Source organism: Sphingomonas sp. FW306-1B-B10E (genome assembly GCF_058782005.1).
In genome coordinates this window covers 45,673-68,251 of sequence record NZ_JBYSXG010000004.1, presented here as the reverse complement: position 1 = coordinate 68,251, position 22,579 = coordinate 45,673, and the positions used below count along the sequence as shown (strand labels likewise).

At 65.8% G+C, this 22,579-nt stretch carries 21 protein-coding genes; 12 read left to right on the top strand and 9 right to left on the bottom strand.

All coding sequences use genetic code 11. The features are described from left to right. Positions 1-169: 169 nt before the first annotated feature. Positions 170-1,543, bottom strand: coding sequence for a M20/M25/M40 family metallo-hydrolase (locus tag AC3WJI_RS02890; RefSeq protein WP_492755734.1), 1,374 nt, complete (start codon positions 1,541-1,543; stop codon positions 170-172). Positions 1,544-1,691: 148 nt separating this feature from the next. Here AC3WJI_RS02890 and ettA point away from each other — a divergent pair, with 148 nt between their 5' ends. Both ettA and AC3WJI_RS02880 read left to right on the top strand, forming a co-directional pair. Beyond that, entirely contained in the window at positions 1,692-3,371 is a 1,680-nt protein-coding gene (ettA, locus tag AC3WJI_RS02885) for an energy-dependent translational throttle protein EttA (RefSeq protein WP_492755733.1), read from the top strand. A 25-nt stretch (positions 3,372-3,396) separates the two neighbouring features. Next, a complete protein-coding gene (locus tag AC3WJI_RS02880; protein ID WP_492755732.1) occupies positions 3,397-3,840 on the top strand; it encodes a ribose-phosphate pyrophosphokinase in 444 nt (147 codons plus the stop codon). Here the strand turns inward: AC3WJI_RS02880 and AC3WJI_RS02875 are convergent. From AC3WJI_RS02875 to AC3WJI_RS02850, 6 genes are all read right to left on the bottom strand, one after another. Further along, positions 3,837-4,412, bottom strand: a complete 576-nt coding sequence (locus AC3WJI_RS02875; RefSeq protein WP_492755731.1) for a Uma2 family endonuclease — start codon at positions 4,410-4,412, stop codon at positions 3,837-3,839. The two genes, AC3WJI_RS02880 and AC3WJI_RS02875, sit on opposite strands and share 4 nt — an antisense overlap. A 51-nt stretch (positions 4,413-4,463) precedes the next feature. Further along, on the bottom strand, positions 4,464-4,850 hold the full coding sequence (locus AC3WJI_RS02870) for a DoxX family protein (RefSeq protein ID WP_492755730.1): 387 nt from the start codon (positions 4,848-4,850) through the stop codon (positions 4,464-4,466). A gap of 106 nt (positions 4,851-4,956) precedes the next feature. Continuing rightward, on the bottom strand, positions 4,957-5,190 hold the full coding sequence (locus AC3WJI_RS02865) for a hypothetical protein (RefSeq protein WP_492755729.1): 234 nt from the start codon (positions 5,188-5,190) through the stop codon (positions 4,957-4,959). A gap of 51 nt (positions 5,191-5,241) precedes the next feature. Beyond that, on the bottom strand, positions 5,242-5,502 hold the full coding sequence (locus AC3WJI_RS02860; protein ID WP_492755778.1) for an acylphosphatase: 261 nt from the start codon (positions 5,500-5,502) through the stop codon (positions 5,242-5,244). 141 nt (positions 5,503-5,643) lie between these two features. Beyond that, positions 5,644-6,123, bottom strand: a complete 480-nt coding sequence (gene greB, locus AC3WJI_RS02855) for a transcription elongation factor GreB (protein ID WP_492755728.1) — start codon at positions 6,121-6,123, stop codon at positions 5,644-5,646. 135 nt (positions 6,124-6,258) lie between these two features. Then, the gene (locus tag AC3WJI_RS02850) at positions 6,259-8,265 is read right to left on the bottom strand and encodes a lytic transglycosylase domain-containing protein (RefSeq protein ID WP_492755727.1); all 2,007 of its coding nucleotides are present in this window, start codon (positions 8,263-8,265) and stop codon (positions 6,259-6,261) included. A gap of 71 nt (positions 8,266-8,336) precedes the next feature. On the opposite strand from AC3WJI_RS02850, the gene dapA reads away from it, so the two are divergent. From dapA to AC3WJI_RS02815, 7 genes are all read left to right on the top strand, one after another. Continuing rightward, positions 8,337-9,218, top strand: coding sequence for a 4-hydroxy-tetrahydrodipicolinate synthase (gene dapA, locus AC3WJI_RS02845; RefSeq protein WP_492755726.1), 882 nt, complete (start codon positions 8,337-8,339; stop codon positions 9,216-9,218). A gap of 190 nt (positions 9,219-9,408) precedes the next feature. Next, positions 9,409-11,736, top strand: coding sequence for a TonB-dependent receptor (locus AC3WJI_RS02840; protein ID WP_492755725.1), 2,328 nt, complete (start codon positions 9,409-9,411; stop codon positions 11,734-11,736). Positions 11,737-11,858: 122 nt separating this feature from the next. Then, on the top strand, positions 11,859-12,341 hold the full coding sequence (gene smpB, locus AC3WJI_RS02835; protein WP_492755724.1) for an SsrA-binding protein SmpB: 483 nt from the start codon (positions 11,859-11,861) through the stop codon (positions 12,339-12,341). Next, on the top strand, positions 12,334-12,906 hold the full coding sequence (locus AC3WJI_RS02830; RefSeq protein ID WP_492755723.1) for a DUF2062 domain-containing protein: 573 nt from the start codon (positions 12,334-12,336) through the stop codon (positions 12,904-12,906). Before smpB ends, AC3WJI_RS02830 begins: the two co-directional genes overlap by 8 nt. A 43-nt stretch (positions 12,907-12,949) precedes the next feature. Then, positions 12,950-15,043, top strand: coding sequence for a M13 family metallopeptidase (locus AC3WJI_RS02825; RefSeq protein WP_492755722.1), 2,094 nt, complete (start codon positions 12,950-12,952; stop codon positions 15,041-15,043). 169 nt (positions 15,044-15,212) lie between these two features. Beyond that, positions 15,213-17,597 carry a hybrid sensor histidine kinase/response regulator gene (locus tag AC3WJI_RS02820; protein ID WP_492755721.1) on the top strand — a complete coding sequence of 795 codons (2,385 nt, stop codon included), beginning with the start codon at positions 15,213-15,215 and terminating at the stop codon, positions 17,595-17,597. Positions 17,598-17,636: 39 nt separating this feature from the next. Continuing rightward, the gene (locus tag AC3WJI_RS02815) at positions 17,637-17,990 is read left to right on the top strand and encodes a response regulator (RefSeq protein ID WP_492755720.1); all 354 of its coding nucleotides are present in this window, start codon (positions 17,637-17,639) and stop codon (positions 17,988-17,990) included. A 40-nt stretch (positions 17,991-18,030) separates the two neighbouring features. Here the strand turns inward: AC3WJI_RS02815 and AC3WJI_RS02810 are convergent, their stop codons facing one another. Further along, positions 18,031-18,507 carry a RidA family protein gene (locus AC3WJI_RS02810; protein WP_492755719.1) on the bottom strand — a complete coding sequence of 159 codons (477 nt, stop codon included), beginning with the start codon at positions 18,505-18,507 and terminating at the stop codon, positions 18,031-18,033. A 60-nt stretch (positions 18,508-18,567) separates the two neighbouring features. After that, positions 18,568-19,287, bottom strand: a complete 720-nt coding sequence (locus tag AC3WJI_RS02805) for an MOSC domain-containing protein (RefSeq protein ID WP_492755718.1) — start codon at positions 19,285-19,287, stop codon at positions 18,568-18,570. Between AC3WJI_RS02805 and AC3WJI_RS02800 the strand changes: the two genes are divergently transcribed. Genes AC3WJI_RS02800 through ilvD form a run of 3 tightly spaced genes read left to right on the top strand, consistent with a single transcriptional unit; the run spans position 19,277 to position 22,553 of the window. Next, positions 19,277-20,089, top strand: a complete 813-nt coding sequence (locus tag AC3WJI_RS02800; protein WP_492755717.1) for an enoyl-CoA hydratase/isomerase family protein — start codon at positions 19,277-19,279, stop codon at positions 20,087-20,089. The genes AC3WJI_RS02805 and AC3WJI_RS02800 overlap by 11 nt on opposite strands. Then, positions 20,086-20,820, top strand: a complete 735-nt coding sequence (locus tag AC3WJI_RS02795) for an N-formylglutamate amidohydrolase (RefSeq protein WP_492755716.1) — start codon at positions 20,086-20,088, stop codon at positions 20,818-20,820. Before AC3WJI_RS02800 ends, AC3WJI_RS02795 begins: the two co-directional genes overlap by 4 nt. A gap of 11 nt (positions 20,821-20,831) precedes the next feature. Continuing rightward, complete coding sequence (ilvD, locus tag AC3WJI_RS02790; protein ID WP_492755715.1) at positions 20,832-22,553, top strand: dihydroxy-acid dehydratase; 1,722 nt, start codon at positions 20,832-20,834, stop codon at positions 22,551-22,553. Positions 22,554-22,579: the final 26 nt, after the last annotated feature.

Here is a 22,579-nt window from a genome sequence, read left to right as displayed (position 1 = left end):
GGGGTGCTCCTGTGGAACATTAAACGTTTCGCACCCGGCCCAATGCCCGACGCGAACCGCTGAAATAGCGGTCGTTGCGCCTGCGTCAATCGCAAATGCGACAAAACGCAAAATTTCTGCCATTTTTTTGCCCCAATTCGGACGCCGAAGCGCCTTGCCGATGCGACGGTCAGTGCGCGGCGGGCGTTACCTTGCCGATATCCTCGGGTGCGTTCGCCACGATGGCGAGTAGGGCAGTCCATGCTGCCACATTCTGGCGAAGCTGCTCGGGATCGACCTTGTCGAGCGTGTCGTCGGGCGTGTGGTGATAGTCGAAATAGCGTAGTCCCGATTGGTCGAGATCGATGCCCGCGGCGCCGGTGCGCAGCACGGGGCCGACATCGGTGCCGCCGCCGGCGCTGCCTTTCCCGCGCGAGATGCCGAGCGGGGCGAGCGCGGAGGCCAGCCGGTCGGCGATCGGCGTAGCTGAAGCGGGCAGGTTGGTCTCGAACTTCCACACGCGATCGGCGCCGAAATCGGACTCGGACGCGAAAACGTGGCGCTCGACAGCATGCGCCTTGGCATAGGCCTCGCCGCCGAAGCCACCGACTTCCTCGGCGCCGAACCACACGACGCGGATCGTTCGGCGCGGCTGGCCCGCGTCCAGGATCCGCTTGGCGGCGGCGGTGGTGATCGCGACGCCCGAGGCGTCATCGATCGCGCCGGTGCCGAGATCCCAGCTGTCGAGATGGCCGCCGACCAAGACGATACCCGCCTGCGGGTCGCTGCCCGGTACGTCGGCAATGACATTGCCCGATTCGGCCTCGCCCTTGAATTGCGGCGTGACGAGCAGCTTGAGCCGCACCGGCCCGCGCTTGAGCAGCCGCTCGAGCTGCTCGGCGTCGGGCAGCGACAGCGCCGCCGCGGCAATCGGCTTGGTCCCCTCGGGCCAGCTGGTGACGCCGGTGTGCGGGTTGCGATGGTGGTCAGTGCCGATCGAGCGGATCAGCACCGCCGCGGCGCCCTTGCTCGCGGCAATCGCCGGGCCCTGGCGCCGCGCGCCGCCGAACACGCCATATTGCGAGCCGTCCTGGGTCGGCGTCATCGCGTGGCTGATGAACACGATCTTGCCCTTCACCGCCGCGGCCGGCGCGGCTTCGAGATCGGCGAGTGTCGGGAAATAGACGACTTCCGCCTCGACCCCGCGCGGCCCGGTCGATCCCGAATTGCCGAGCGCGGCGATCGTCAGCTTCTGCGCCGCCGCGCCCACGACCTCGGCGGTCTCCGCGCCGCGCACCCAGACCGGCATCTTGTAGGTCTCGATATGCACGTTGTGGAAGCCGAGCGCGGTCAGCTTCTTCACTGCCCAGGCGCGGGCGCGCGCCTCGGCCTCGGTCGCGGCGAGCCGCTGACCGACCTCGGTGGTCAGCCCCTCGGTAATGTCCCAGGCTACATCGTCCTTCAGCGCCGCATCGCGCAACGCGACGACGTCATGGGTCTGGGCAATGGCGGGAAGGGGAAGGGCGAGCGCGGCGGCGGCCGCAAGCAGGAGGCGCTTGGTCATGCTTGCGTGCTAGCTAGGCCCGTAACGTTTGCCAAGGCCTCGTCGTTTCTGCTTTGTTCGAATTTCGGCTGCGTTGCCAATTGGCGCTCCGATCGCTACATCGCCGCCAACCTTTCCCGCATCCCAGACTTCCATCGGAGACCCTATCGTGGCCGCCCAATACGCCTTCGTCATGAAGGACATGACCAAGACCTTCCCCGGCGCGCCCAAGCCGGTGCTGTCGAACATCAACCTGCAATTCTATCAGGGCGCCAAGATCGGCATCGTCGGCCCCAACGGTGCCGGCAAGTCGACGCTGATGAAGATCATGGCCGGCGTCGACAAGGACTTCACCGGCGAGGCATGGCCCGGCGAGAACATCACCGTCGGCTATCTCGAGCAGGAGCCCCAGCTCGATCCGACCAAGAACGTGCTCGAAAACGTCAAGGAGGGCGCCCGCGCCACTGCCGATCTGGTCGATCGCTTCAACGCGATCTCGGCGGAGATGGGCGATCCCAAGGACGACACCGATTTCGACGCGCTGATGGAGGAGATGGGCGATCTCCAGGCCAAGATCGACGCGGTCGACGGCTGGACGCTCGACAACCAGCTCGAAGTCGCGATGGAAGCGCTGCGCTGCCCGCCGTCGGACTGGCCGGTCGAGAACCTCTCGGGCGGTGAGAAGCGCCGTATCGCGCTCACCCGCCTGCTGATCCAGAAGCCCTCGATCCTGCTGCTCGACGAGCCGACCAACCATCTCGATGCGGAGAGCGTCCAGTGGCTCGAGCATCATCTCAAGGAATATGCGGGCGCGGTCCTGATGATCACCCACGATCGCTACTTCCTCGACAACGTCGTCGGGTGGATCCTCGAAATCGATCGCGGCAAGTATTTCCCGTACGAGGGCAATTACTCGACCTATCTCGAGAAGAAGGCCAAGCGCCTCGAGCAGGAAGACCGCGAGGAATCGAGCCGCCAGACCGCGATCAAGAACGAACTCGAATGGATCCGTCAGGGCGCCAAGGCGCGCCAGACCAAGTCCAAGGCGCGTATCGCCAAGTTCGAACAGCTCGTCGAGCAGCAGAAGGATCGCCGCCCGACCGGCGCGCAGATCGTCATCCAGGTGCCCGAGCGTCTCGGCGGCAAGGTCATCGAGGTCGAGAACATCTCCAAGGCCTATGGCGACAAGCTCCTCTTCGAGAACCTGTCGTTCAACTTGCCCGCCGGCGGCATCGTCGGAGTGATCGGCCCGAATGGCGCCGGCAAGTCGACCCTGTTCAAGATGATCACCGGCCAGGAAACGCCCGACAGCGGCACGATCGAAATGGGCTCGACCGTGCGCCTGGGTTATGTCGACCAGAGCCGCGACCATCTCGACGACAAGAAGAACGTCTGGGAGGAAATCTCCGACGGGCTCGATTACATGAAGGTCAACGGCCACGACGCCTCGACGCGCGCCTATGTCGGCGCGTTCAACTTCAAGGGCGCCGACCAGCAGAAGAATGTCGGCAAGCTCTCGGGCGGCGAGCGCAACCGCGTCAACATCGCCAAGATGCTCAAGCGCGGCGGCAACGTCCTGCTGCTCGACGAGCCGACCAACGATCTCGACGTCGAGACCCTGGGCGCGCTGGAGGAAGCGATCGAGAATTTCGCGGGCTGCGCCGTGGTGATCAGCCACGATCGCTTCTTCCTCGATCGTCTTGCCACGCACATCCTCGCCTTCGAGGGCAACAGCCATGTCGAATGGTTCGAAGGCAATTTCGAGGCCTATGAGGAAGACAAGCGCCGCCGCCTGGGCGACGCCGCCGACCGCCCGACCGCTTTGTCGTACAAGAAGCTGACTCGCTGAAGATGCTCCGGGTGCCTGCGCTCTGATGGCGCGCAAGGCGCCCGGCTTCGGCGACACGCTGGGCCGCTGGCTCGTCGACGAAGGACTGGTGCCTGCCGAAACAAGCGCCGGATCGCTCGCCGACGTGACACGCGTGCGCGCACTGCTGGTCGCAGCCGCGCGCGAGCGGCGTGCGGTCAGCTATTCCGAACTGCTCGGCGGCCTGGGCCACCGCTTCACGCGCCCCAAGATGCGCGCGGTGTGCAAGACGCTCGACGCGATAGACACCGCCGGCGCGGCGACGGGCGAGCCCAACCTCGCGGTTCTGGTGGTCCGCGAAACCGACCGGCTGCCGGGACAAGGCTGGTGGGTCGGCGCGCGCGAGGCCTATGGCTATGACGGCGAATGGAGCGGCCCGGATGCGGCCGCGTTGGTCGCCCGGCTACAGGCACTGGCATTCGATTATTGGCAGGCGCGCGAGCGCGGCTAGCCGATTTCCGCGGTCTCGATCGTCAGCCCGGCGACAGTCGCCGCGACGATCCGCTCTCCAAACGCAATCTCGCGCCGCTCGGCATAGGCATCGGCCACGGGCCGCCACATCTGAACGATCACGCGCGCGTTCACATCGGCAACCCAATATTCGGGAATACAGTGACGAGCGTAGAGCGCGGTCTTGGCGCCAAGGTCGAAGGCGAGGCTTGTGTCCGAAACTTCGATCAGCAACGCTACCGACGGCAATGGCACGAAGCCCTCGCCGCTGGGCTCGGTCGTGAGCATCAAGTCAGGCTCGGCGAGGTCGGCTCCCGATAGTTGCAAGCCGAACTCGATCACCGGACGCAGCGGCGATTCAAGCGCTTTGAGTATATCGCGTAACCGGTCGTACAACTCCATCTTGAGGATGCCGTGCGGCCGATGCTGTGCGTTCACTCCAACGATGCTCCCGTCGATAAGCTCGGTCTTGGCATATCCTTCGAACGCACCTGACTCGTCGAGCAGCAGATAATCCTCGACGCGCAGCTTCACCGGCAGCGGCGTGGTGTCGAGGGGGCGGTGCTCGGTCATGATTTGAACCTACCACAGTTGCTGTTTGCATGCACCAGCCCCCCTTTGACCTCAGCCGCGATTGCGCGCGGCGTCTACGCTCCACGGACCCGCGCCTGCAGCCGCAAGGTACAGGAAGATGAAGGCGTAGAGCAGGATCGCCTCGCCGCCATTGGCCGAGGGGAAGAAGCCCTTGGGCGCGTGCATCATGAAATATCCGACCGCGCACATGCCCGAGGCGATGAATGCCACCGGTCGGGTGAACAGTCCGATCAGCAGCAGCGCACCGCCGACCAATTCGATCGCCCCGGCGGCAAGCAGGATCGGTGGAAGCGGTGCCGGCATCGGGAAGGGCGGCAGCCCGAAGAATTTGGACGTGCCGTGATGCAGGAACGTGAGCGCGGCTGCGATGCGCAGCACGCTCAACAACGGGCCGGACCAGCTGGTGGGGATGGGCATAGGTTCCTCCTGTTCGAGGCGCATCCTCTGCGCCGTTTCACAAGTGGAACCTTCCATGCCCGCGCCCCCGAATCAACCGGCGCGGCGGAAACCGTGTGTTTCGCGCTTAATCGGCCGCGCGAGCGCGGTCGGGCCGCACTTCGGTACCGTGCGCGATGTCGTCGTCCTTGCGGACTCGGGCGCGGTCCTCCGGGTCAGTGATCAGCGCTTCCTCGGCTTGGCTCGCGACGTCGCGCGCCAAATTGCCGCCGCTGCTCGTCGGCTCGCCGCTTCCCGGGTTATCTTCGATGAGCTCGCGATCGTCATCAGCGCGCGCAGTCTCGGTGCGGGGATTTTCCATCTGCCGTCTCCTCTGCCCCGGACAATGCCGGGGGAAGGCGGCTGTTCCGCGTCAGGCGGTGAAGCGTTTGGTGAAACCCTTGGTCTGCTTCTCGCCCTCGGCGGCATAGGCCTCCACATGGTCGACGCGCGCGAGCGGGGTGCCCTGATGGCAGCCCTCGATCAGCTTGGCGACCGTCTCGTCGTCGCCCGAAACCAGGATCTCGACCCGCCCGTCCTTGATATTGCGCACCCAGCCGGTGAGCCCGGTCCGCTGCGCCGTGCGCACCACCCAATCGCGATAGCCGACGCCCTGGACGCGGCCCGACACCATAATCCGCTGTGTTATCATAGACTCATACTCGACCCGGACCCGAATGCGGGCTCCCCGCCGGCAGTCTAGCACAGCGCAGCAAAAGCGAAGCCGCGCGGCGATTCGGTTCGCCGCATCCTCGGCACGATTCAGGGCCGCGGATCAGGGGTAGGTTACGGCAATCACTTCATATTCCCGCTCGCCGCCGGGCAAGGTGACGCGGCGCAGGTCGCCGATCGCGGCCCCGCGCAGTGCCCGGGCGAGCGGGGCGTTCCAGCCGACCAGCCCCTTGCCGGCGTCGGCCTCGTCGTCGCCGACCAGAGTGAGCGTGCGGTGATTGTCATCCTCGTCGGCGATCGTAACGGTCGCGCCGAAGAACACCTTGCCGCGCTCCTCCTGCTTCGCCGGATCGACGACCTTTGCCGCCCTCATCCGCTTCGACAGCCAGCCCAGCCGCCGGTCGATCTCGCGCAGCCGCTTGCGGCCGTAGATATAGTCGCCATTCTCCGAACGGTCGCCATTCCCCGCCGCCCAGGCAATCGTCTCGACCAGGGCCGGCCGCTCGGTCGCGAACAGGGAGTCATATTCGGTGCGGAGCGCGGCATAGCCGGCAGGGGTAATGTAGTTGGGACGGTCCATCATGCGTCCCTAACATTCCCCTCCCGCTTGCGGGAGGGGCTAGGGGAGGGTGCGACGGGTGAGGGCGCTGATCGCTCGCGCATTGTCCTGAGCCCTCCCCTGACCCCTCCCGCAAGCGGGAGCGGAGCTCAAGAGATCTCAACCCGGCCGGTTCTTCCCCAGATACCAGCTCATGTTCGCCGGCCCGCGCGACCGGGCATATTGCGGGTTGAGCAAATCATAGACCACGGCGTTCTCCAGCACGCGCTGGACATAGTTCTTGGTCTCGAAGATCGGGATCTGCTCGACCCATTTGACCATGTCGCCGCCCGGCAGCCGCGGATCGCCATAGGCGCGGATCCACTTGTTCACATTGCCCGGCCCGGCATTGTACGCCGCCACCGCCAGCGGATAGCTGCCATAGAGCCCGAACACGCGCTGGAAATAGCTCGAGCCGAGCTTGATGTTGTAATCGGTGTCGGTGGTCAGCGATTCCCGATCATAGCTCAGCCCCAATTTGCCCGCGGTCTCGGCGGCGGTACCCGGCATGAGCTGCATCAGCCCGCGTGCACCAGCATGGCTCACGGCGGCGCGGTCGAACTGGCTCTCCTGGCGGGCGATCGCGTGGACGATCGTCCAATAATCGCGCTGCGATTCGGGCACCTTCACCGAGGGGAAGCCCGCCGCGGTATAATCGGACAGGCCATTCTCGAGCGCGCTGCGCCCGACCATCACGCCCAGATCGGGCCGCCCGATCGTCCGGCTGAGCTCGGCGGCGAGGACATGGTCGTTGTCGGTGGTCGCATCCCGCGCGATCTGACGGATGAACATCCCCTGCGAGACGCGGTCGCCCATCGTGCCCAGCAACTGCGCCGCGCGCACCGTTTCGCGGCGATAGAAGCCGTCGCGCGCCGCCGCATCGGCCAGACGCGTGTCGAGCGGCGGCGGTCCCTTGAGCGGCCGGCCGAGATGTTCGGCGGCGAGCTGGCCGTAATAAAGGTCGGCAAAGCCCGCGGCACGCGCGAAATAGCCCTCGGCGGCAATTTGGTCGCCCGCGGTCTCGGCGGCACGACCGGCCCAGTACAGCCCCTTCGACTGCGTCGTCGGCGTCTTTGATCCGCGCGAATAGCGCTCGAACATCCCCACCGCGTCGCGCGGGCGGGCGAGGTTGTAATAGGCGGTCGTCCCCGCGAGCCAGGTCAGGCTGGTATAATCGTCGCGCTCGCCAAGCGGCAGGTCGGCGATCACCGTGGTCGACGGGAAGGCATCGTCGACCTGGCTGGCGATCTGGTAGGCGAGGCTGTGCTGCCCGTCGGCCGAGGCGCCGCGCGCGGCCATCAGCAGCACTTCGTACCATGCCTCGGCATCGCCCGGATAGGCGGTGAGCCGCGGCCGCTGGGCGAGATAGGAGCGCATCGCCGGGCTCTGCCCGGTGTCGCGCAGCCAGCGTGCGCGGTCGGCGATATAGCCGGGATCGCTGCGGCCGAGGTCCATTGCCGTCACGCCCTTGAGCGCCGCGTCGGCGGCCTTGGTACGGAACGCGATCCGCGCCTCGAAGATCGGGCGCTTGGCCGGCGAGACGAAGGCGAGCTGGCGCTGCGCGGTGCTGACCGCGCCCTTCCACAGCAGCATGTCCATCCGCGCATCATGATCCGCCGGCGCCAGCGCCGACAGGAACGACGCCATCAACTTGCTCTCGTCGGCCGCGCGCAGCGTCCCCGCGCGCCACGCCTTGCGCGCCTCTGCGTCGGCATCGCCGCGCCGCCCCGATGCCGCCAGCGCCTCGGCAAAGCGCAAATGCCCGGCGGGGGTCAGCGGCGGAAAGCGCGTGAAGAAGGCCGTCACCAGCCCCGGCGCATAGGTGCCGCTGTCGAGCACCGTCTCGGCGGCGGCGCGGCGGCTGGTCTCGCCCGGCCAGCCGGGATGCGCGAGCATGAAATTGGCATAATCGGAGAACGGCCAATTGTCGGACTGCTGCAGCCGTTTCCACTCGACCAGCGCATATGACACCGGGTCGCCCTGGCCATAAGCCGGCTGGATCGGCGAGACCGCGCTCTGCAGCGCCCGCGCCATCGCCCCGAATTGATCCTGCGAAAGCTGCGACGAAGCCGCGACCCCCGACACCCCAGCGAGCAATACAGCGCTCTTGATAACCGAACCGAGCATGCTGGACATCATACGGACTCGCCGCCTATCTGCCAGTCCCGATTGCGGGATTTCAGGAAGATTTTCACGCCATGTTCTCCGGCTCGATTCCCGCTCTCGTAACGCCATTTCGTGACGGCAGCTTTGCGGAGAAAGATTACCGCGAGCTTGTTGAATGGCAGATTGCTGAAGGTTCGCTGGGGCTGGTGCCCTGCGGCACCACCGGCGAGGCCGCGACGTTGACCAAGGACGAGCATTTCGAGATCGTCCGCATCTGCGCCGATCAGGCGAAGGGCAGGGTGCCCGTCCTCGCCGGCGCTGGTTCGAATGACACCCAGGTGGCGATCGCCAACGTCCACGCCGCGAAGGCGTCGGGCGCCGACGCCGCGCTGATGGTCCCGCCTTATTACAACCGCCCCAGCCAGGAAGGCATCTTCCGACATTTCGAGGCGGTGGCGCAGGCGACCGACCTGCCGATCATCCTCTACAACGTCCCCGGCCGCACCGTTACCGACATCCAGCCCGTAACGATGGCGCGGATCGCTACGGCGTTCCCGGACCGTTTCCTGGGGGTCAAGGACGCCACCGGCCAGCTTGGCCGCGTCTCCGAACAGCGCGCCGGCTGCGGTGCCGGTTTCGTCCAGCTCTCCGGCAATGACGAGACCGCATTGGCATTCAACGCGATGGGCGGGACGGGGTGCATCTCGGTCACCGCCAACGTCGCGCCCCGGCTCTGCGCCGATTTCCAGGCTGCCTGGGCTGCGGGCGACACTGCCCGCGCGCTCGAGCTCCACGACCGTCTCTATCCGCTACACATCGCGATGTTCACCGATGCGTCGCCGGGTCCGGTCAAATACGCGCTCGGCAAGGTGCGTGCGGGTTTCCCCGGCGAGCTCCGCCTGCCGATGACCGAAGCCTCCGAGGCGAGCCGGGCCGCTGTCGATGCCGCCTTGGCGCATGCCGGCCTGATCTGATCCACCACTTGCAAAAGCTGCATCTTGCAGTGCGGCGAACGGTGGGAATCTGTCACAATCCGATCACAATCGGGGCCTAGCGGCGCGCTCAGGGAACATAGCCCTTTCGTGAAACCGCAGGCCATCCGGTGCATCAGCGCCGGGTGACGGCTGCGTGCGTCTCGCGAACCAAGAAAAGATTGGGGAACCGATGAAATCCGCTTTTACCCGCCGCGCCCTTCGTTCGAGCGCGGCCATCGCCGCCTTGCTCTATGCCGGCACTGCCTTTGCGCAGGACACTGCCACCGCCACCGCTCCGGAGGCTGACGCCGGCGACATCGTCGTCACCGCGCAGCGCCGCGAGGAGCGTCTGGTCGACGTGCCGGTCTCGGTCGCGGTGGTGCAGGGCGATTCGCTCCGCGACTTCCAGGCTGCAGGCGACGACACGCTCGCGCTCGCCGGCCGCGTCCCCGGTCTCTACGCCGAGACCACGACCGGCCGCATCTTCCCGCGCTATTACATCCGCGGCCTCGGCAATATCGACTTCTACCTCGGCGCCTCGCAGCCGGTGTCGATCATCCAGGACGACGTCGTGCTCGAGCATGTCGTCCTCAAGTCGAACCCCGTCTATGACCTCGACCATGTCGAAGTGCTGCGCGGGCCGCAGGGCTCGCTGTTCGGCCGCAACACCACCGCCGGCATCGTCAAGTTCGACACGATCCGCCCGAGCGACACCTTCCAGGGCCGCGCCGCGCTTTCGGTCGGCGAACTGGGCAGCAGCAACATCGACGCCGGCTTCGGCGGCCCGATTATCAGCGACGTCCTCTCGTTCCGCGTCTCGGGCCTCTACCAGCACCGCGACGATTGGGTCGACAACGTCTACACCGGCCCTAGCTTCGACGGCACCCGCGGCGGCTTCAACACGATGGGCGGGTTCGATGACCGCAACCTCCGTCTCCAGCTCCGCTTCACTCCGACCGACCGGCTGACTTTCGACCTTTCGGGACATGGCCGCTGGTACAAGGGCACGTCGACCCTGTTTCACCGCGGCGCGCTGATCAAGGGATCGAACAGCGTCGAGAACGAGCCGCGCGACCGCGTTGCCTATGACGAGGCGATGAACAACCCGCAGGCGTACGACACCTACGGCACGTCGCTGCGCGCCAGCTACGATCTGGGCGGCGCGGTGCTCACCTCGATCTCGGCATGGGAGACGACCAAGGGCTATAGCCGCGGCGACACGGATGGCGGCGCTGCACCCCTGTTCGCCGGCACCGCCTTCTACGGCGAATCGCAGGGCAACGTTCGTGATCTCGACCAGTTCAGCCAAGAGCTGCGCATCGCCAGCCCGGGCACCGGCCGGTTCAACTGGCAGTTCGGCGGCTATTATTTCGACTCGCGTGACATCACCGATTTCTACCAGCGCCGCTTCTTCCTCACGACGCCGTACAACCCGGCCGATCCGAACAACGGCAACAACAACAATCCCAACAATTGGGTGCGGCTGCGCAACACCAACACCAGCTGGGCGGGCTTCGGCCAGGTCAGCTATGAGCTGACCGACGGCTTCACGTTGAGCGGCGGTGCGCGTGTGACCAACGACAGCAAGCGCACGCGTCTGCTCAAGACCGCGGACAGCCCCACCGGCGTGGTCACCTACAACCCAGCGTTCCGCCGCGACGTCACGCTCGAAGACACCAAGGCGAGCTGGGATGTCAGCGCGCTCTACAAGCTCAGCCAGGATGTGAGCGTCTATGCGCGCGTGGCCAGCGGCTTCCGCGGGCCGACGATCCAGGGCCGCTCGGCGGTGTTCAACTCGGACTTCACCACGGCGGACTCGGAGACGATCCTGTCGTGGGAAGCCGGCGTGAAGGGTGCGTTGCTCGACAACCGCGTCCGCTTCAACCTGAGCGGCTTCTACTACACCGTCGACGACATCCAGCTGAACGCCAATGACGTGAACGGCAACGGCGTGTTGCTCAACGCCGACAAGGCCAAGGCGTACGGCGTCGAGGCCGAGCTCGACCTGCACCCGGTCGAGAATTTCGCGCTTTCGCTCGGCGGCAGCTGGCTCCACACCGAGATCGACGATCAGGCTGCGCTCGCGCAGGTCTGCGTGCTTGGTGGCGTGGTGGTCTGCACCGTCAAGGATCCGACCGTGGTGATCGCCGGCCGCGGCACCTTCGCCCGGATCGATGGCAACCGCCTGCCGAACGCGCCCGAGTACAATCTCAATGTCGCCGCGCGCTACGACATCCCGGTCCAGAACGACGGCAAGTTCTTCGTTTCGACCGACTGGAATCTCCAGGGTTTCACCAGCTTCGTGCTGTATGACACCAAGGAGTTCACTTCGAACGGCAATTTCGAAGGCGGTCTGAAGATCGGCTACGAAGGTAATGGCGGCGATTGGGAGATTGCGGCGTTCGCACGCAACATCACCAATGAGAAGAACCTCAAGGGCGTGATCGAGAACTATATGGCGGCGGTGTTCAACGACCCGCGCGTCGTCGGCATCTCGTTCAGCGCACGGATGCGCTGATCCGCAAACCGATCGCCTGATCGAAAACAGGAGGCCCGGCAGCTTGCTGCCGGGCTTCTTGCGTTTCTGGCGGCACAGGGCGCTTCCCTTCGCAGCCTCGCCCCCCTACATGCGCCCCTCTTATGGCTCGCCCACGTCCTGCTACCTTCGAGAAAGTGAAGACCGTCGCCGAGAACCGGCGCGCGCGCTTCGAATATTTCATCGAGACGGTCTACGAGGCCGGGCTGGCGCTCACCGGCACCGAAGTGAAGTCGCTGCGCTTCGGCGAGGGCTCGATCGCCGAATCCTATGCCGAAGTGAAGGACGACGGGGTGTGGCTGGTCAACGCCAACATCCCCGAATTCAGCCACGGCAACCGCTACAATCACGAGCCCAAGCGGCCGCGTAAATTGCTCCTTCACGAGCGTGAAATAAACAAGCTCCACGGCGCGGTGGCGCGTGAGGGCATGACGCTTGTCCCGCTCTCGATCTATTTCAACGGACGCGGGCGCGCGAAGGTCGAGCTGGCGCTGGCGAAGGGCAAGAAGACGCATGACAAGCGCGAGTCGATCAAGGAACGCGACTGGAAGCGTGAGCAGGGCCGGATCCTCCGCGACCGTGGCTGAGCGCGGCGTGGGCGGACGGTTCCGCGCCTGGGTGGATCGCAACCTGCCGACCCGCGAGAGCTTCGAATCGAACCGCTGGCTGCGCCCGATCGCGCACCGCATCCTCCATTCGTCGCTGTGGCGGATGACGCGGCGCTCGGTGCCGCGCGGAGTCGCGCTCGGCATGTTCACCGGCATCCTGATCCCGATGGGGCAGATTCCGGCCTCGGCGGTGCTCGCGCTGCCGCTGCGCGCCAACGTCCCCGCGGCGGCGCTGACCACCTTCTTCACCAATCCGCTGACCACGCCGTTCCTGCTGATCCTCTATTACAAGATCGGCGGCTGGGTGCTGGGTCTGACAGGGACTTCGCCCGTCGAGGCGAAGACCGCAGTGGCCGATAGTGGCTGGCTGCACTGGCTCGCGGCGGACGTCGGCCTGCCGACCGCGGTTGGCATGGCGATCTGCGCGGTGATCGGCGGTATCCTCGGCTATGTCGTCACAGCATTGGCGTGGCGGCTTTGGATCTCGCGCAAGTGGCGCAAGCGCTCAACCGAGCGCGCTGAGCGGCAGATTGACGTGGCATAATAGGCGCTTAAGACAGCGCCTTTCTCTTTCGAAGGGTCGCCCCATGCGTCTTCCGCTTCTCGCCACTACCTTCCTCGCAGCGCCCGCCTTGCTCGCCGGTTGCACGCGCGGCGAAACCCTGCCGCCTGAGGCAGCTGCCGCGCAGACCGCGACCGTCTCGCAGGCCGCCGTCGGCCCGGTCGCTCCGGCGACAGCGGCGCGTCCGCAGCTCGGCAATTACGGCTTCGACGAGGCCGGGATGGACAAGTCGATCGCGCCCGGCGACGATTTCTATGGCTTCGCCAACGGCACCTGGGCGCGGACGACGCCGATCCCGTCGGACAAGTCCAATTTCGGCGCGTTCAACGTCATCGACGATCTTTCGAAGCAGCGCACGCAGGAAATCCTCGAGGCGGCAAAGAACGATCCCAATTCCAAGATCGGCGTTGCCTACGCGACCTATCTCGACACCGCCGCGATCGACGCCAAGGGTCTCGCGCCGATCCGGCCGTGGCTCGACCAGATCAAGAACGTCAAGACCAAGTCGGGCCTCGCGGCGCTCTACGCGCAGGCCGATCGCAACGGCGTGCGCGGTGTTTTCGGAAGCTATGTCGGCCAGGACGACAAGAACCCCGAAGTCTATGCGCTCAGCCTCTCGCAGGGCGGCCTCGGCATGCCCGATCGCGACTATTATCTGTCGAAGGATCCCAAGCTCGCTGAAACCAAAGCAGCCTATGAGAAGCACCTCACCAACGTCCTGAGCTTGGCCGGCGAATCCAATTCGGCGGCGCGCGCCAAGGCGATCGTCGCGCTCGAGACGCGGATCGCGCAGGCGCACTGGACGCGCATCGAGAGCCGCGACGCGAACAAGACCTACAACAAGATGACCGTCGCCCAGCTGACCCGCAAGGCGCCGGGCTTCGACTTCAAGGGCTATTTCACCGGCATCGGTGCCAATGTCGACACTGTGATTGTCGCACAGCCGAGCGCAGTGACCGGGATCGCCAGGCTGGTCCAGGCGACCCCGCTCGCAGTGCTGAAAGACCAGTTGCTCGTCCGTAGCCTGGACAATTTCGCCGACGTGCTGCCGTCGAGCTTCGACAAGGAGCAATTCGCTTTTTACGGCACCACGCTCTCGGGCACGCCCGAGCAGCAAGTCCGCTGGAAGCGCGCGGTCGAATTCACCACGGGGGCGGTGTCGGATGAGGTCAGCCAGGCCTATGTCGCGAAATACTTCCCGCCGGCGACCAAGGCCGCAGCCGATGCGCTGGTCAAGAACGTCATCGCCGCGATGGACCGCCGGATCGACAAGCTCGACTGGATGGCACCCGAGACCAAGGTGAAGGCGCACGCCAAGCTCGCCGCTTTCACGCCCAAGATCGGCTACCCGGATCGCTGGCACGATTATTCGAACCTCTCGATCGTCGCGGGCGATGCCTATGGCAACAACGTCCGCGCCAACAATTGGACGCACGAGGACGAGATCTCGAAGCTCGGCCAGCCGATCCGCCGCTGGGAATGGGGCATGACCCCGATGGAAGTGAACGCCTACGCCAACTTCGGCATGGTCGAGATCGTCTTCCCCGCCGCCATCCTCCAGCCGCCCTTCTTCGACCCTAACGCCGATCCCGCGGTCAATTACGGCGGCATTGGCGCGGTGATCGGCCACGAGCTCAGCCACCATTTCGACGACCAGGGTGCCAAGTACAACAATGAAGGCCGCCTGACCGACTGGTGGACTCCGGCTGACGTCGCGGCGTTCAAGGCGCGCACCGACGCATTGGTGGCGCAGTACGACAAGTATGAGCCGCTGCCCGGCATGCATGTGAAGGGCGCCCTCACGCTCGGCGAGAATGTCGCCGATCTTGCCGGCCTCACGGTCGCTTATGACGCGTACAAGCAGTCGCTGGGTGGCGAGGCCGCACCGGTGCTCGACGGCATGTCGGGCGATCAGCGTTTCTATCTCGGCTGGGCACAGGTCTGGCGGCGCAATTACCGCGAGGCGAACCTGCGCCAGCGCCTGCTGACCGATCCGCACAGCCCGTCCGAGCAGCGCGCCTGGGTCGTGCGCAACCTCGACCCCTGGTATTCGGCGTTCGCGCCGGCGCCGGGCAACAAGCTGTTCCTGACCCCGGAACAGCGCGTCCGCATCTGGTGATGTAGACTCCCGCTCCCTTCGGGAGCCGGAAGCGGCCCGCGCGCGGAGCGCGTGGGAAGGGTGAGGGCAGGTAACGACCTCACCCTTCCGCCGCTCCGCGGCTCATTCCCTCTCCCGATGGGAGAGGGAATACTTGACCCGCCGCGCCACAGCGAACATCGCTAGCCGCATGGCGACCCTGCCGACTCCCGTACCTCCCACGCGCCGCTTGCTGCCGCTGCTCGCCGCTGCGGCCGGGGGCGTGATCGCCGCCACGCTGATCCTTGTAACGCTGGGCGACCGCACAGTCGCGATCGGGTTCCTCGCAGCGGGTATCCTCGCTGCCGGGATCCTGTTCGGTGCCCGACATCTCCTCCGTCGCGATGCCGACGTCGAGGTCCATACCGACTGGTCGGTCGCGCAGGCGCTTGCCGCTGCGGCAGGCGATGCACTGGCGGTGACCGACCGCGCCGGCCGCATGGTGTGCGCCAACACCCGCTACGAGATTCTCTTCGCCGGCTGGCCGACGCCGCCGTCCTTACCGGTGAGCGATGCCGCAGTCGAAGCGCTCGGCGTCGCCGCGCGCACCGCGTGGCGGGACGGCGAGGCGCATGTCGACAATATCCAGGTGTTCGGCGCACCCGTATCGGCGCGCGTCGAACGAGTCGGTGACGAATCGCTGGTGTGGCGCTTCGTCGGCGTCCAGGCACTCGACCTCGCCGCGCAGGTCGAGGCGCTGATCCACGGTAACACCGGTGATCGGCTTGCCTCGGCGGGAATCATGGCGGTGATGGTCACCCCGGAGGGGCGGGTCCGCTCGGCCAACCGTGTGTTCAAGGCACGCGCAATGGGTTCGCCCGACGCACCTGCGGAGGGTCGCGACTTCACACGCTTTCTGATCACCGATTCGATGGGGCTTGTCCGCTTCGAGCGCGAGGGGCTGGAGGGCAATCCGCTGCGCGTGCTCCAGATTCCCTTCCTCGACGGCGAGGACGCGCCGATGCTCGTGGCGTTGCTCGACGAGGACAATCTCGCGCTGCCGACTCCGGCAATCGGCGCAAGTGCTTCCGCACATGTCCGCTCCCTTATCGCCATGCTCCCCTCGGGGCTCGCCTTGGTCGATCGCGACGGACGGTTCGTCAGCATGAACGATGCGTTCGTCCGCGCCGCGCGGATCAACGCCGCCGCGCCGCCGCTTTACCCAATCGACCTGGTGGTGCGCGAGGACAAGGCTGCGCTCGCCGACGCCGTCCGCCGCTTCGCCGGCGGCGCCGCGCAGTCGGCCGAGATGACCGTTCGCTTCGTCGACGCCCCCGAGGAACCGGTGGCGCTCACCATCGCCGGCGCGCGCGGGCTCGGAGACGCCGCGGTGCTGATCAGCCTCAAGGATTCGGGCGAGGAGGGCAAGCTCAAGCGCCAGATCGCCCAGGCGACCAAGATGCAGGCGGTCGGCCAGCTCGCCGGCGGCGTCGCGCACGATTTCAACAATATCCTGACCGCAATCATCGGGCATTGCGACCTGATGCTGATGCGCCATTCGCCCGGCGACAGCGATTATGACGACATCCAGCAGATCCGCGCCAATTCCAACCGTGCCGCCTCGCTGACCCGCCAGTTGCTCGCATTCTCGCGCCAGCAGACCCTGCGCCCGCAGGTGCTTCAGCTCCCCGACGTCATCTCCGAAGTCTCGAACCTGCTCAAGCGCCTGCTCGGCGAGACGGTCCGGCTCGAGGTCAAGCACGGCCGCAATCTGGGCCCGGTGCGTGCCGACCCCGGTCAGCTCGAGCAGGTGGTCGTCAACCTGGCGGTAAATGCCCGCGACGCGATGCTCTCGGCCAATCCCAATGGCGGCGGCACGCTCACCATCGCCACCGCGTGCGTCGCCGCGGCCGAGGTCCGCCAAATGGACGACGACGTTCTCCCCGTCGGCGATTATACCGCGCTGCGCATCACCGACACCGGCACCGGTATTCCGCCCGACATTCTCGGCAAGATTTGGGAGCCCTTCTTCACCACCAAGGAAGTGGGGAAGGGGACCGGGCTCGGCCTTTCGACCGTCTACGGTATCATCAAGCAATCGGGCGGGTTCATCTTCGCCGACAACATCCCCGGCGGCGGTGCCGAATTCACCATCTATCTGCCGGTCCACAGCGCGCCCGAGGCGGTCGTCGCCAAGGCGCCGGTGAAGCCAAAGCAGATAGACCTGTGGGGGTCTGGAACGATCCTGCTCGTGGAGGACGAGGACATGGTCCGCGCCGTCGCCGAGCGGGCGCTCACGCGCCAGGGCTATACCGTCGTCACGGCCGAAAACGGCGAGGCCGCGCTCGAGAAGATCGCCGAGATCGAAAAGCCCGACCTATTGATCAGCGACGTGGTGATGCCGTCGATGGACGGGCCGACGATGGCGCGGCAGGTCCGCGCGCGCTATCCCGACTTGCCGATCCTGTTCATGTCCGGTTACGCCGAAGAGCAGCTTCGCAAGTCTATCGATATCGACAATGTCGCCTTTCTGCCCAAACCCTTTTCGGTTCAACAGCTTGCCGAGGCTGCCCGCGACGTTCTCGCCCCGAAATAACCTCTTGGCGGCGGCGAAATTTCCTGCAAAAGGCCGGATATGCCGACGCTTCGCCGGGTCCTCATCGTTGAGGACGAGCCCCTGATCGCCATGATGCTCGAGGACTTTCTCGATGCGCTTGACCGGGAGGTTGCCGGCACCGCCGACGACGTCGCGGGCGCGTTGGTGCAGATCGAGGCGGGCGGGGTCGAAGCTGCGATTCTCGACGTCAATCTGCGCGGCGGCGAGCAGAGCTGGCCGATCGCCGCCAAGCTCGCGGAACTCGACATTCCTTTCATCCTGGCTACCGGCGGGGCAGGCGATTCGATTGCCGAGCCGTGGCGCGATCGTCCGATCCTGTCCAAGCCCTTCACGATGGATGGAGTCGAGAAGGCGCTCGACGCGCTGGGCTGAGCATCGCCGACCCATTTCGATCGGGGTCTGGTATCGCGATCTAACGCTTTCCTGCGTCGGGCATCGCGGCAATCGCTTCAATCTCGATAAGATATTCGGGCCGCGCGAGCTGGGACACGTAGACCCAAGTGCTCGGTGGCGGCTCGGTACCGGCGAACATCGCGCTGCGCTTGTGCGCGATCGCGGCAAAATCGGTCGGCTTTGTCGTGGCATAGATCGTCATCTTGACGATATCGGCGGGACGCGCGCCTTGCGACGCGAGGATCGCGTCGATGTTGTCGAGCGCCTGCGCCGCCTGCTCTTCGATTGATTTCGGCACCGTGCCGTCTGGTCGATTTCCGACCTGGCCGGCAAGAAACAACAGTCGCGTGCCGGCCGGTACGACGGCGACATGGCTATAGGCCGCGACCGGCTTCGCGACGGTCGGCGGATTGATCTTGCGAACGTCCTGAGCGCTTGCCGACGCACCGCAGAGCAAAGCCGGCAGCAAGGCGATCGACGAGGGGCCTAGTGTCATCTCGCACCTCCGAATGCGATGTAACCGAATCCCGATGCGCGCGCCAACCGTGTCGAGCAGTCAATCGACAATCCGCACCGGATCCCCCGCGCGGATCAGCCCGGGCCGCGCTGGAGTGGCGTAGACACCATAGGCATTGCCGAAATGCTGCGCGACCGTCCGTAGCACGCGTGCATCCTTGGCGGCGGTGTCAGGGTCGATCGTGATCAATACGCAGCGCGGGATCGGATCGGCCATCTGCACCACCGCGCCATCCTCGGCGGCGTTTCCGAAGGCGAGCCGCAGCCCCTGCCAGTCGTTCACCGGCAACTCGCTTTCGATCACCACGTTGATCCGGAAGCGCCGCGGATCGAGCGCGCAGCCATGCACGGCTTCCACCTTGCCATGGCTCGCGGTCGTGACGATCGAGATCGGCATTGCGTCATAGATGCCACGCGCGACCTGGAGCAGCCCGACCGGTTCCCGCGCCGCGGCCTCGAGATGCGCATGCAGCAGCGGGTCATGCAGCGGCACCACCGCGCCGTCGGGCGTCTCGACCAGCACGGCCGAGGTCTTGGGCGCGCCCGGATCGGCGAAGGTCGCGCGGTGCAGCACCATCGCCGGCACTTCGCGCGCGGTCAGCCAAGGGAAGCGGGTACCATTGGCTTTGCGGACAAAGGCATATTGCCGGTCGCCTTCGATGCCCTGCCAGTCGACTTCGGCGACAGCCAATTTCTCGCCCGCCATCGATTTGACGGGGAAGCGGTTCAGCGCCGCGACATGGCCGACGATGCGAGTCATCGCGGCGCGCTATCGGGCAAAGGCCGATGCCGCAACCCGTGACAGCCGCGGCACGATCGGGCAGAGCGCTGCCATGATCAACCTCACCCGCGACGGCCCGGTCGCGACCATCGCGCTCGCGCGGCCCGAGGCAAAGAACGCGCTGCCGATTGCGGCGTGGCAGGCCCTCGCCGTTGCGGCGCGCGACCTGGGCGATGCCCGCGCGCTGATCCTGAAATCCGACGTTCCCGGCATCTTCTCCGCCGGTGCCGACGTCCGCGAGTTCGAGGCGCTGCAGGCCGACCCGGCGTTACGCACGAGTTTCCGCATCGCAATGCGCGACGCGATCGAAGCGCTCGCGTCGGTGCCGATTCCCGTGATCGCCGCAATCGACGGCGGATGCTTCGGTGCCGCGGTCGCGCTGATCCTCGCCGCCGATATCCGCGTCGCCGGCAATCACGCTGAATTCGCCACCACCCCCGCGCGGCTTGGCCTCGGTTACCCGCAGGAGGATGTCGCCCGGCTGGTGGAGCAAGTGGGCCAGGGCATGGCGTCGCTCATGTTGTTCACCGGCGACCGGCTGGTCCCCGACGAGGCCAAGCGCATCGGCCTCGTCGAACTGCGTGCCAAAAAGGCGATCGACACCGCCACCGGGCTCGCGACGGCGATCGCCGGTAATGCGCCTCAAGCGGTTGCCCTGCTCAAGCGGACGATCCGGGGTGGAGAGGGCCTCGACCAGGCGTTCGACGATGCATTCGGAGGTCCCGAATTCGCCGAGGGTCTCGCCGCCTTCCGAGAACGCCGTAAGGCGCTGTACCTATGAGCGATATCGCGGAGATAATCGAGGGAAAACAGAAAGATATATTGCTGCTTTGCGATCATGCCGCAAATGGGGTGCCGGCCGATATCGATCTCGGCATTGCTCCCGAATTGCTCGATCTCCATATTGCGATTGATATCGGTGCGGGACCGCTCACCCGCAGCCTTGCCGCGCGGCTCGACGCTCCCGCGATCCTCGCTAAAGTGTCGCGGCTAGTGATCGACCTGCATCGCGAACCCGATCATGTCGGCCTGATCCCGCATCGCAGCGACGGTCATTGGATCCCCGGCAACGATCCCGTCGATCGCGAGGATCGCATCGCCCGCTTCCATGCGCCCTATCATCGCGAACTGTCGCGCCGCATCCGTGCGCAGCGGCCCAAGCTGATCCTGTCGATCCACAGCTTCACGCCTCGCCTCGAACACGGCGGGACGTCACGCCCTTGGCAGGTCGGCATTCTCTACAATCGCGACGCCCGGGCCGCCCGCCCGGCGATAGACTATCTCCGCGATCAGGGCTTCAACACCGGCGACAACGAACCCTATTCAGGCCGCCTGCTCAACGCGACGCTCAATCGCCATGCCGAGGCAAACGGCATTCCCTCCGTCGCGATCGAAGTCCGGAACGATCTTATCCGCGACGACACCGGGGTTTCGCAATGGACCGAGGCGTTGGGCGGCCTGGCAAATTCTTTGCGCAATAGTCTTGCGCAAAATGGGGCTACCACGACATAGGCTTGCGCATCATGACCAATCGATTCGACAAATCTCGCCTCCCCAGCCGCCACGTCTCCGTCGGACCCGAGCGCGCCCCGCATCGCAGCTATTATTACGCGATGGGGATTACTGAAGAGGATATCGCCAAGCCCTTCGTCGCACTGGCGAGCGCAGGCAATGACAGCGCGCCATGCAACACCACACTCGATTTCCAGGCTGACGCCGCGCGCGAGGGCGTGATCGCCAATGGCGGCATGCCGCGCCGCTTCAACACGATCACCGTCACCGACGGCATCGCGATGGGGCACCAGGGGATGAAATCCTCGCTGGTCAGTCGCGAGGTGATCGCTGATTCGGTCGAGCTCAGCGTGCGCGGCCATTGCTACGACGCGCTGGTCGGCTTCGCGGGCTGCGACAAGTCGCTGCCCGGGATGATGATGGCGATGCTCCGCCTCAACGTGCCCTCGATCTTCGTCTATGGCGGGTCGATCCTGCCCGGCCGCTTCCACGAAAAGGACGTCACTGTCGTCGACGTGTTCGAGGCGGTCGGCAAGTTCGCCGCGGGAAACTGTCCGCTCCACGAGCTGACCGCGCTCGAAAAGGTCGCGTGCCCCGGCCACGGCGCCTGCGGCGGCCAGTTTACCGCCAACACCATGGCGTGCGTCGGCGAGGCGATCGGGCTCTCGCTGCCCAATTCGAACATGGTCCCCGCGCCTTATCAGTCGCGCGAGCAGATCGCCGTCGCCGCGGGGCATCAGGTGATGAACCTGATCGAACTGAACCTGCGCCCGCGCGACATTTGCACCCGCGAAGCGTTCATCAACGCGGCGCGCGTCGTTGCGGCCACCGGCGGTTCGACCAATGCCGCGCTCCATCTGCCCGCGATGGCCAGCGAGGCAGGAATCGAATTTGATCTCCATGATGTGGCAGAGGCTTTCAAATCAACGCCTTACATTGCCGACCTTAAGCCCGGTGGTAAGTATGTGGCCAAGGACATGCATGAGGCCGGCGGCGTCTACATGCTGATGAAGACGATGCTCGCGGGCGGCTTCCTCGACGGCAATTGCAAGACCGTGACGGGCAAGACGCTCGGCGAGAATATCGATCAGGTCACCTGGAACCCGGACCAGAAGGTCATCTATGACGTCAAGACGCCGCTTTCGCCTACCGGCGGCGTCGTGGGGTTGCGCGGCACGCTGGCACCCGAGGGTGCGATCGTGAAGGTCGCCGGGATGCACCGCCTCCAGTTCGAGGGTCCGGCGCACGTCTTCGACTGCGAGGAAGATTGCTTCGATGCGGTCGAGAACCGCCGGATCCAGGACGGCGAAGTGCTGATCATCCGCTATGAAGGTCCCAAGGGCGGTCCCGGCATGCGTGAGATGCTGTCGACGACCGCCGCGCTCTACGGCCTCGGCATGGGCGAGAAGGTCGCGCTGATCACCGATGGCCGCTTCTCGGGCGCCACGCGCGGCTTCTGTATCGGCCATGTCGGCCCCGAGGCGGCCGAAGGGGGCCCGATCGCCTTGGTCGAGAATGGCGATATCATCCGCATTGACGCCGAAGCGGGCACGATCGACCTCGACGTTCCCGAGAGCGTCCTCGCCGAGCGCCGGGCAAAGTGGCAGCCACGCGTCAATGATTACCAGGCGGGCGCGCTCTGGCGCTATTCCCGTACCGTCGGCCCCGCTTATAAGGGCGCGGTAACGCACCCGGGAGCGAGCGCCGAACGCCATGTTTACGCGGATATCTGAAAATAGGCGCCTCTCATTCGGGAGGG

What these genes read in the sequence shown, in the direction of transcription:
- AC3WJI_RS02890 (WP_492755734.1), bottom strand. Translation starts at nt 1,543, where the DNA reads ATGACCAAGCGCCTCCTGCTTGCGGCCGCCGCCGCGCTCGCCCTTCCC.
- AC3WJI_RS02880 (WP_492755732.1), top strand. Translation starts at nt 3,397, where the DNA reads ATGGCGCGCAAGGCGCCCGGCTTCGGCGACACGCTGGGCCGCTGGCTC.
- AC3WJI_RS02875 (WP_492755731.1), bottom strand. Translation starts at nt 4,412, where the DNA reads ATGACCGAGCACCGCCCCCTCGACACCACGCCGCTGCCGGTGAAGCTG.
- AC3WJI_RS02870 (WP_492755730.1), bottom strand. Translation starts at nt 4,850, where the DNA reads ATGCCCATCCCCACCAGCTGGTCCGGCCCGTTGTTGAGCGTGCTGCGC.
- AC3WJI_RS02865 (WP_492755729.1), bottom strand. Translation starts at nt 5,190, where the DNA reads ATGGAAAATCCCCGCACCGAGACTGCGCGCGCTGATGACGATCGCGAG.
- AC3WJI_RS02860 (WP_492755778.1), bottom strand. Translation starts at nt 5,502, where the DNA reads ATGGTGTCGGGCCGCGTCCAGGGCGTCGGCTATCGCGATTGGGTGGTG.
- greB (WP_492755728.1), bottom strand. Translation starts at nt 6,123, where the DNA reads ATGATGGACCGTCCCAACTACATTACCCCTGCCGGCTATGCCGCGCTC.
- AC3WJI_RS02850 (WP_492755727.1), bottom strand. Translation starts at nt 8,265, where the DNA reads ATGCTCGGTTCGGTTATCAAGAGCGCTGTATTGCTCGCTGGGGTGTCG.
- dapA (WP_492755726.1), top strand. Translation starts at nt 8,337, where the DNA reads ATGTTCTCCGGCTCGATTCCCGCTCTCGTAACGCCATTTCGTGACGGC.
- AC3WJI_RS02840 (WP_492755725.1), top strand. Translation starts at nt 9,409, where the DNA reads ATGAAATCCGCTTTTACCCGCCGCGCCCTTCGTTCGAGCGCGGCCATC.
- smpB (WP_492755724.1), top strand. Translation starts at nt 11,859, where the DNA reads ATGGCTCGCCCACGTCCTGCTACCTTCGAGAAAGTGAAGACCGTCGCC.
- AC3WJI_RS02825 (WP_492755722.1), top strand. Translation starts at nt 12,950, where the DNA reads ATGCGTCTTCCGCTTCTCGCCACTACCTTCCTCGCAGCGCCCGCCTTG.
- AC3WJI_RS02820 (WP_492755721.1), top strand. Translation starts at nt 15,213, where the DNA reads ATGGCGACCCTGCCGACTCCCGTACCTCCCACGCGCCGCTTGCTGCCG.
- AC3WJI_RS02815 (WP_492755720.1), top strand. Translation starts at nt 17,637, where the DNA reads ATGCCGACGCTTCGCCGGGTCCTCATCGTTGAGGACGAGCCCCTGATC.
- AC3WJI_RS02810 (WP_492755719.1), bottom strand. Translation starts at nt 18,507, where the DNA reads ATGACACTAGGCCCCTCGTCGATCGCCTTGCTGCCGGCTTTGCTCTGC.
- AC3WJI_RS02800 (WP_492755717.1), top strand. Translation starts at nt 19,277, where the DNA reads ATGCGAGTCATCGCGGCGCGCTATCGGGCAAAGGCCGATGCCGCAACC.
- AC3WJI_RS02805 (WP_492755718.1), bottom strand. Translation starts at nt 19,287, where the DNA reads ATGACTCGCATCGTCGGCCATGTCGCGGCGCTGAACCGCTTCCCCGTC.
- AC3WJI_RS02795 (WP_492755716.1), top strand. Translation starts at nt 20,086, where the DNA reads ATGAGCGATATCGCGGAGATAATCGAGGGAAAACAGAAAGATATATTG.
- ilvD (WP_492755715.1), top strand. Translation starts at nt 20,832, where the DNA reads ATGACCAATCGATTCGACAAATCTCGCCTCCCCAGCCGCCACGTCTCC.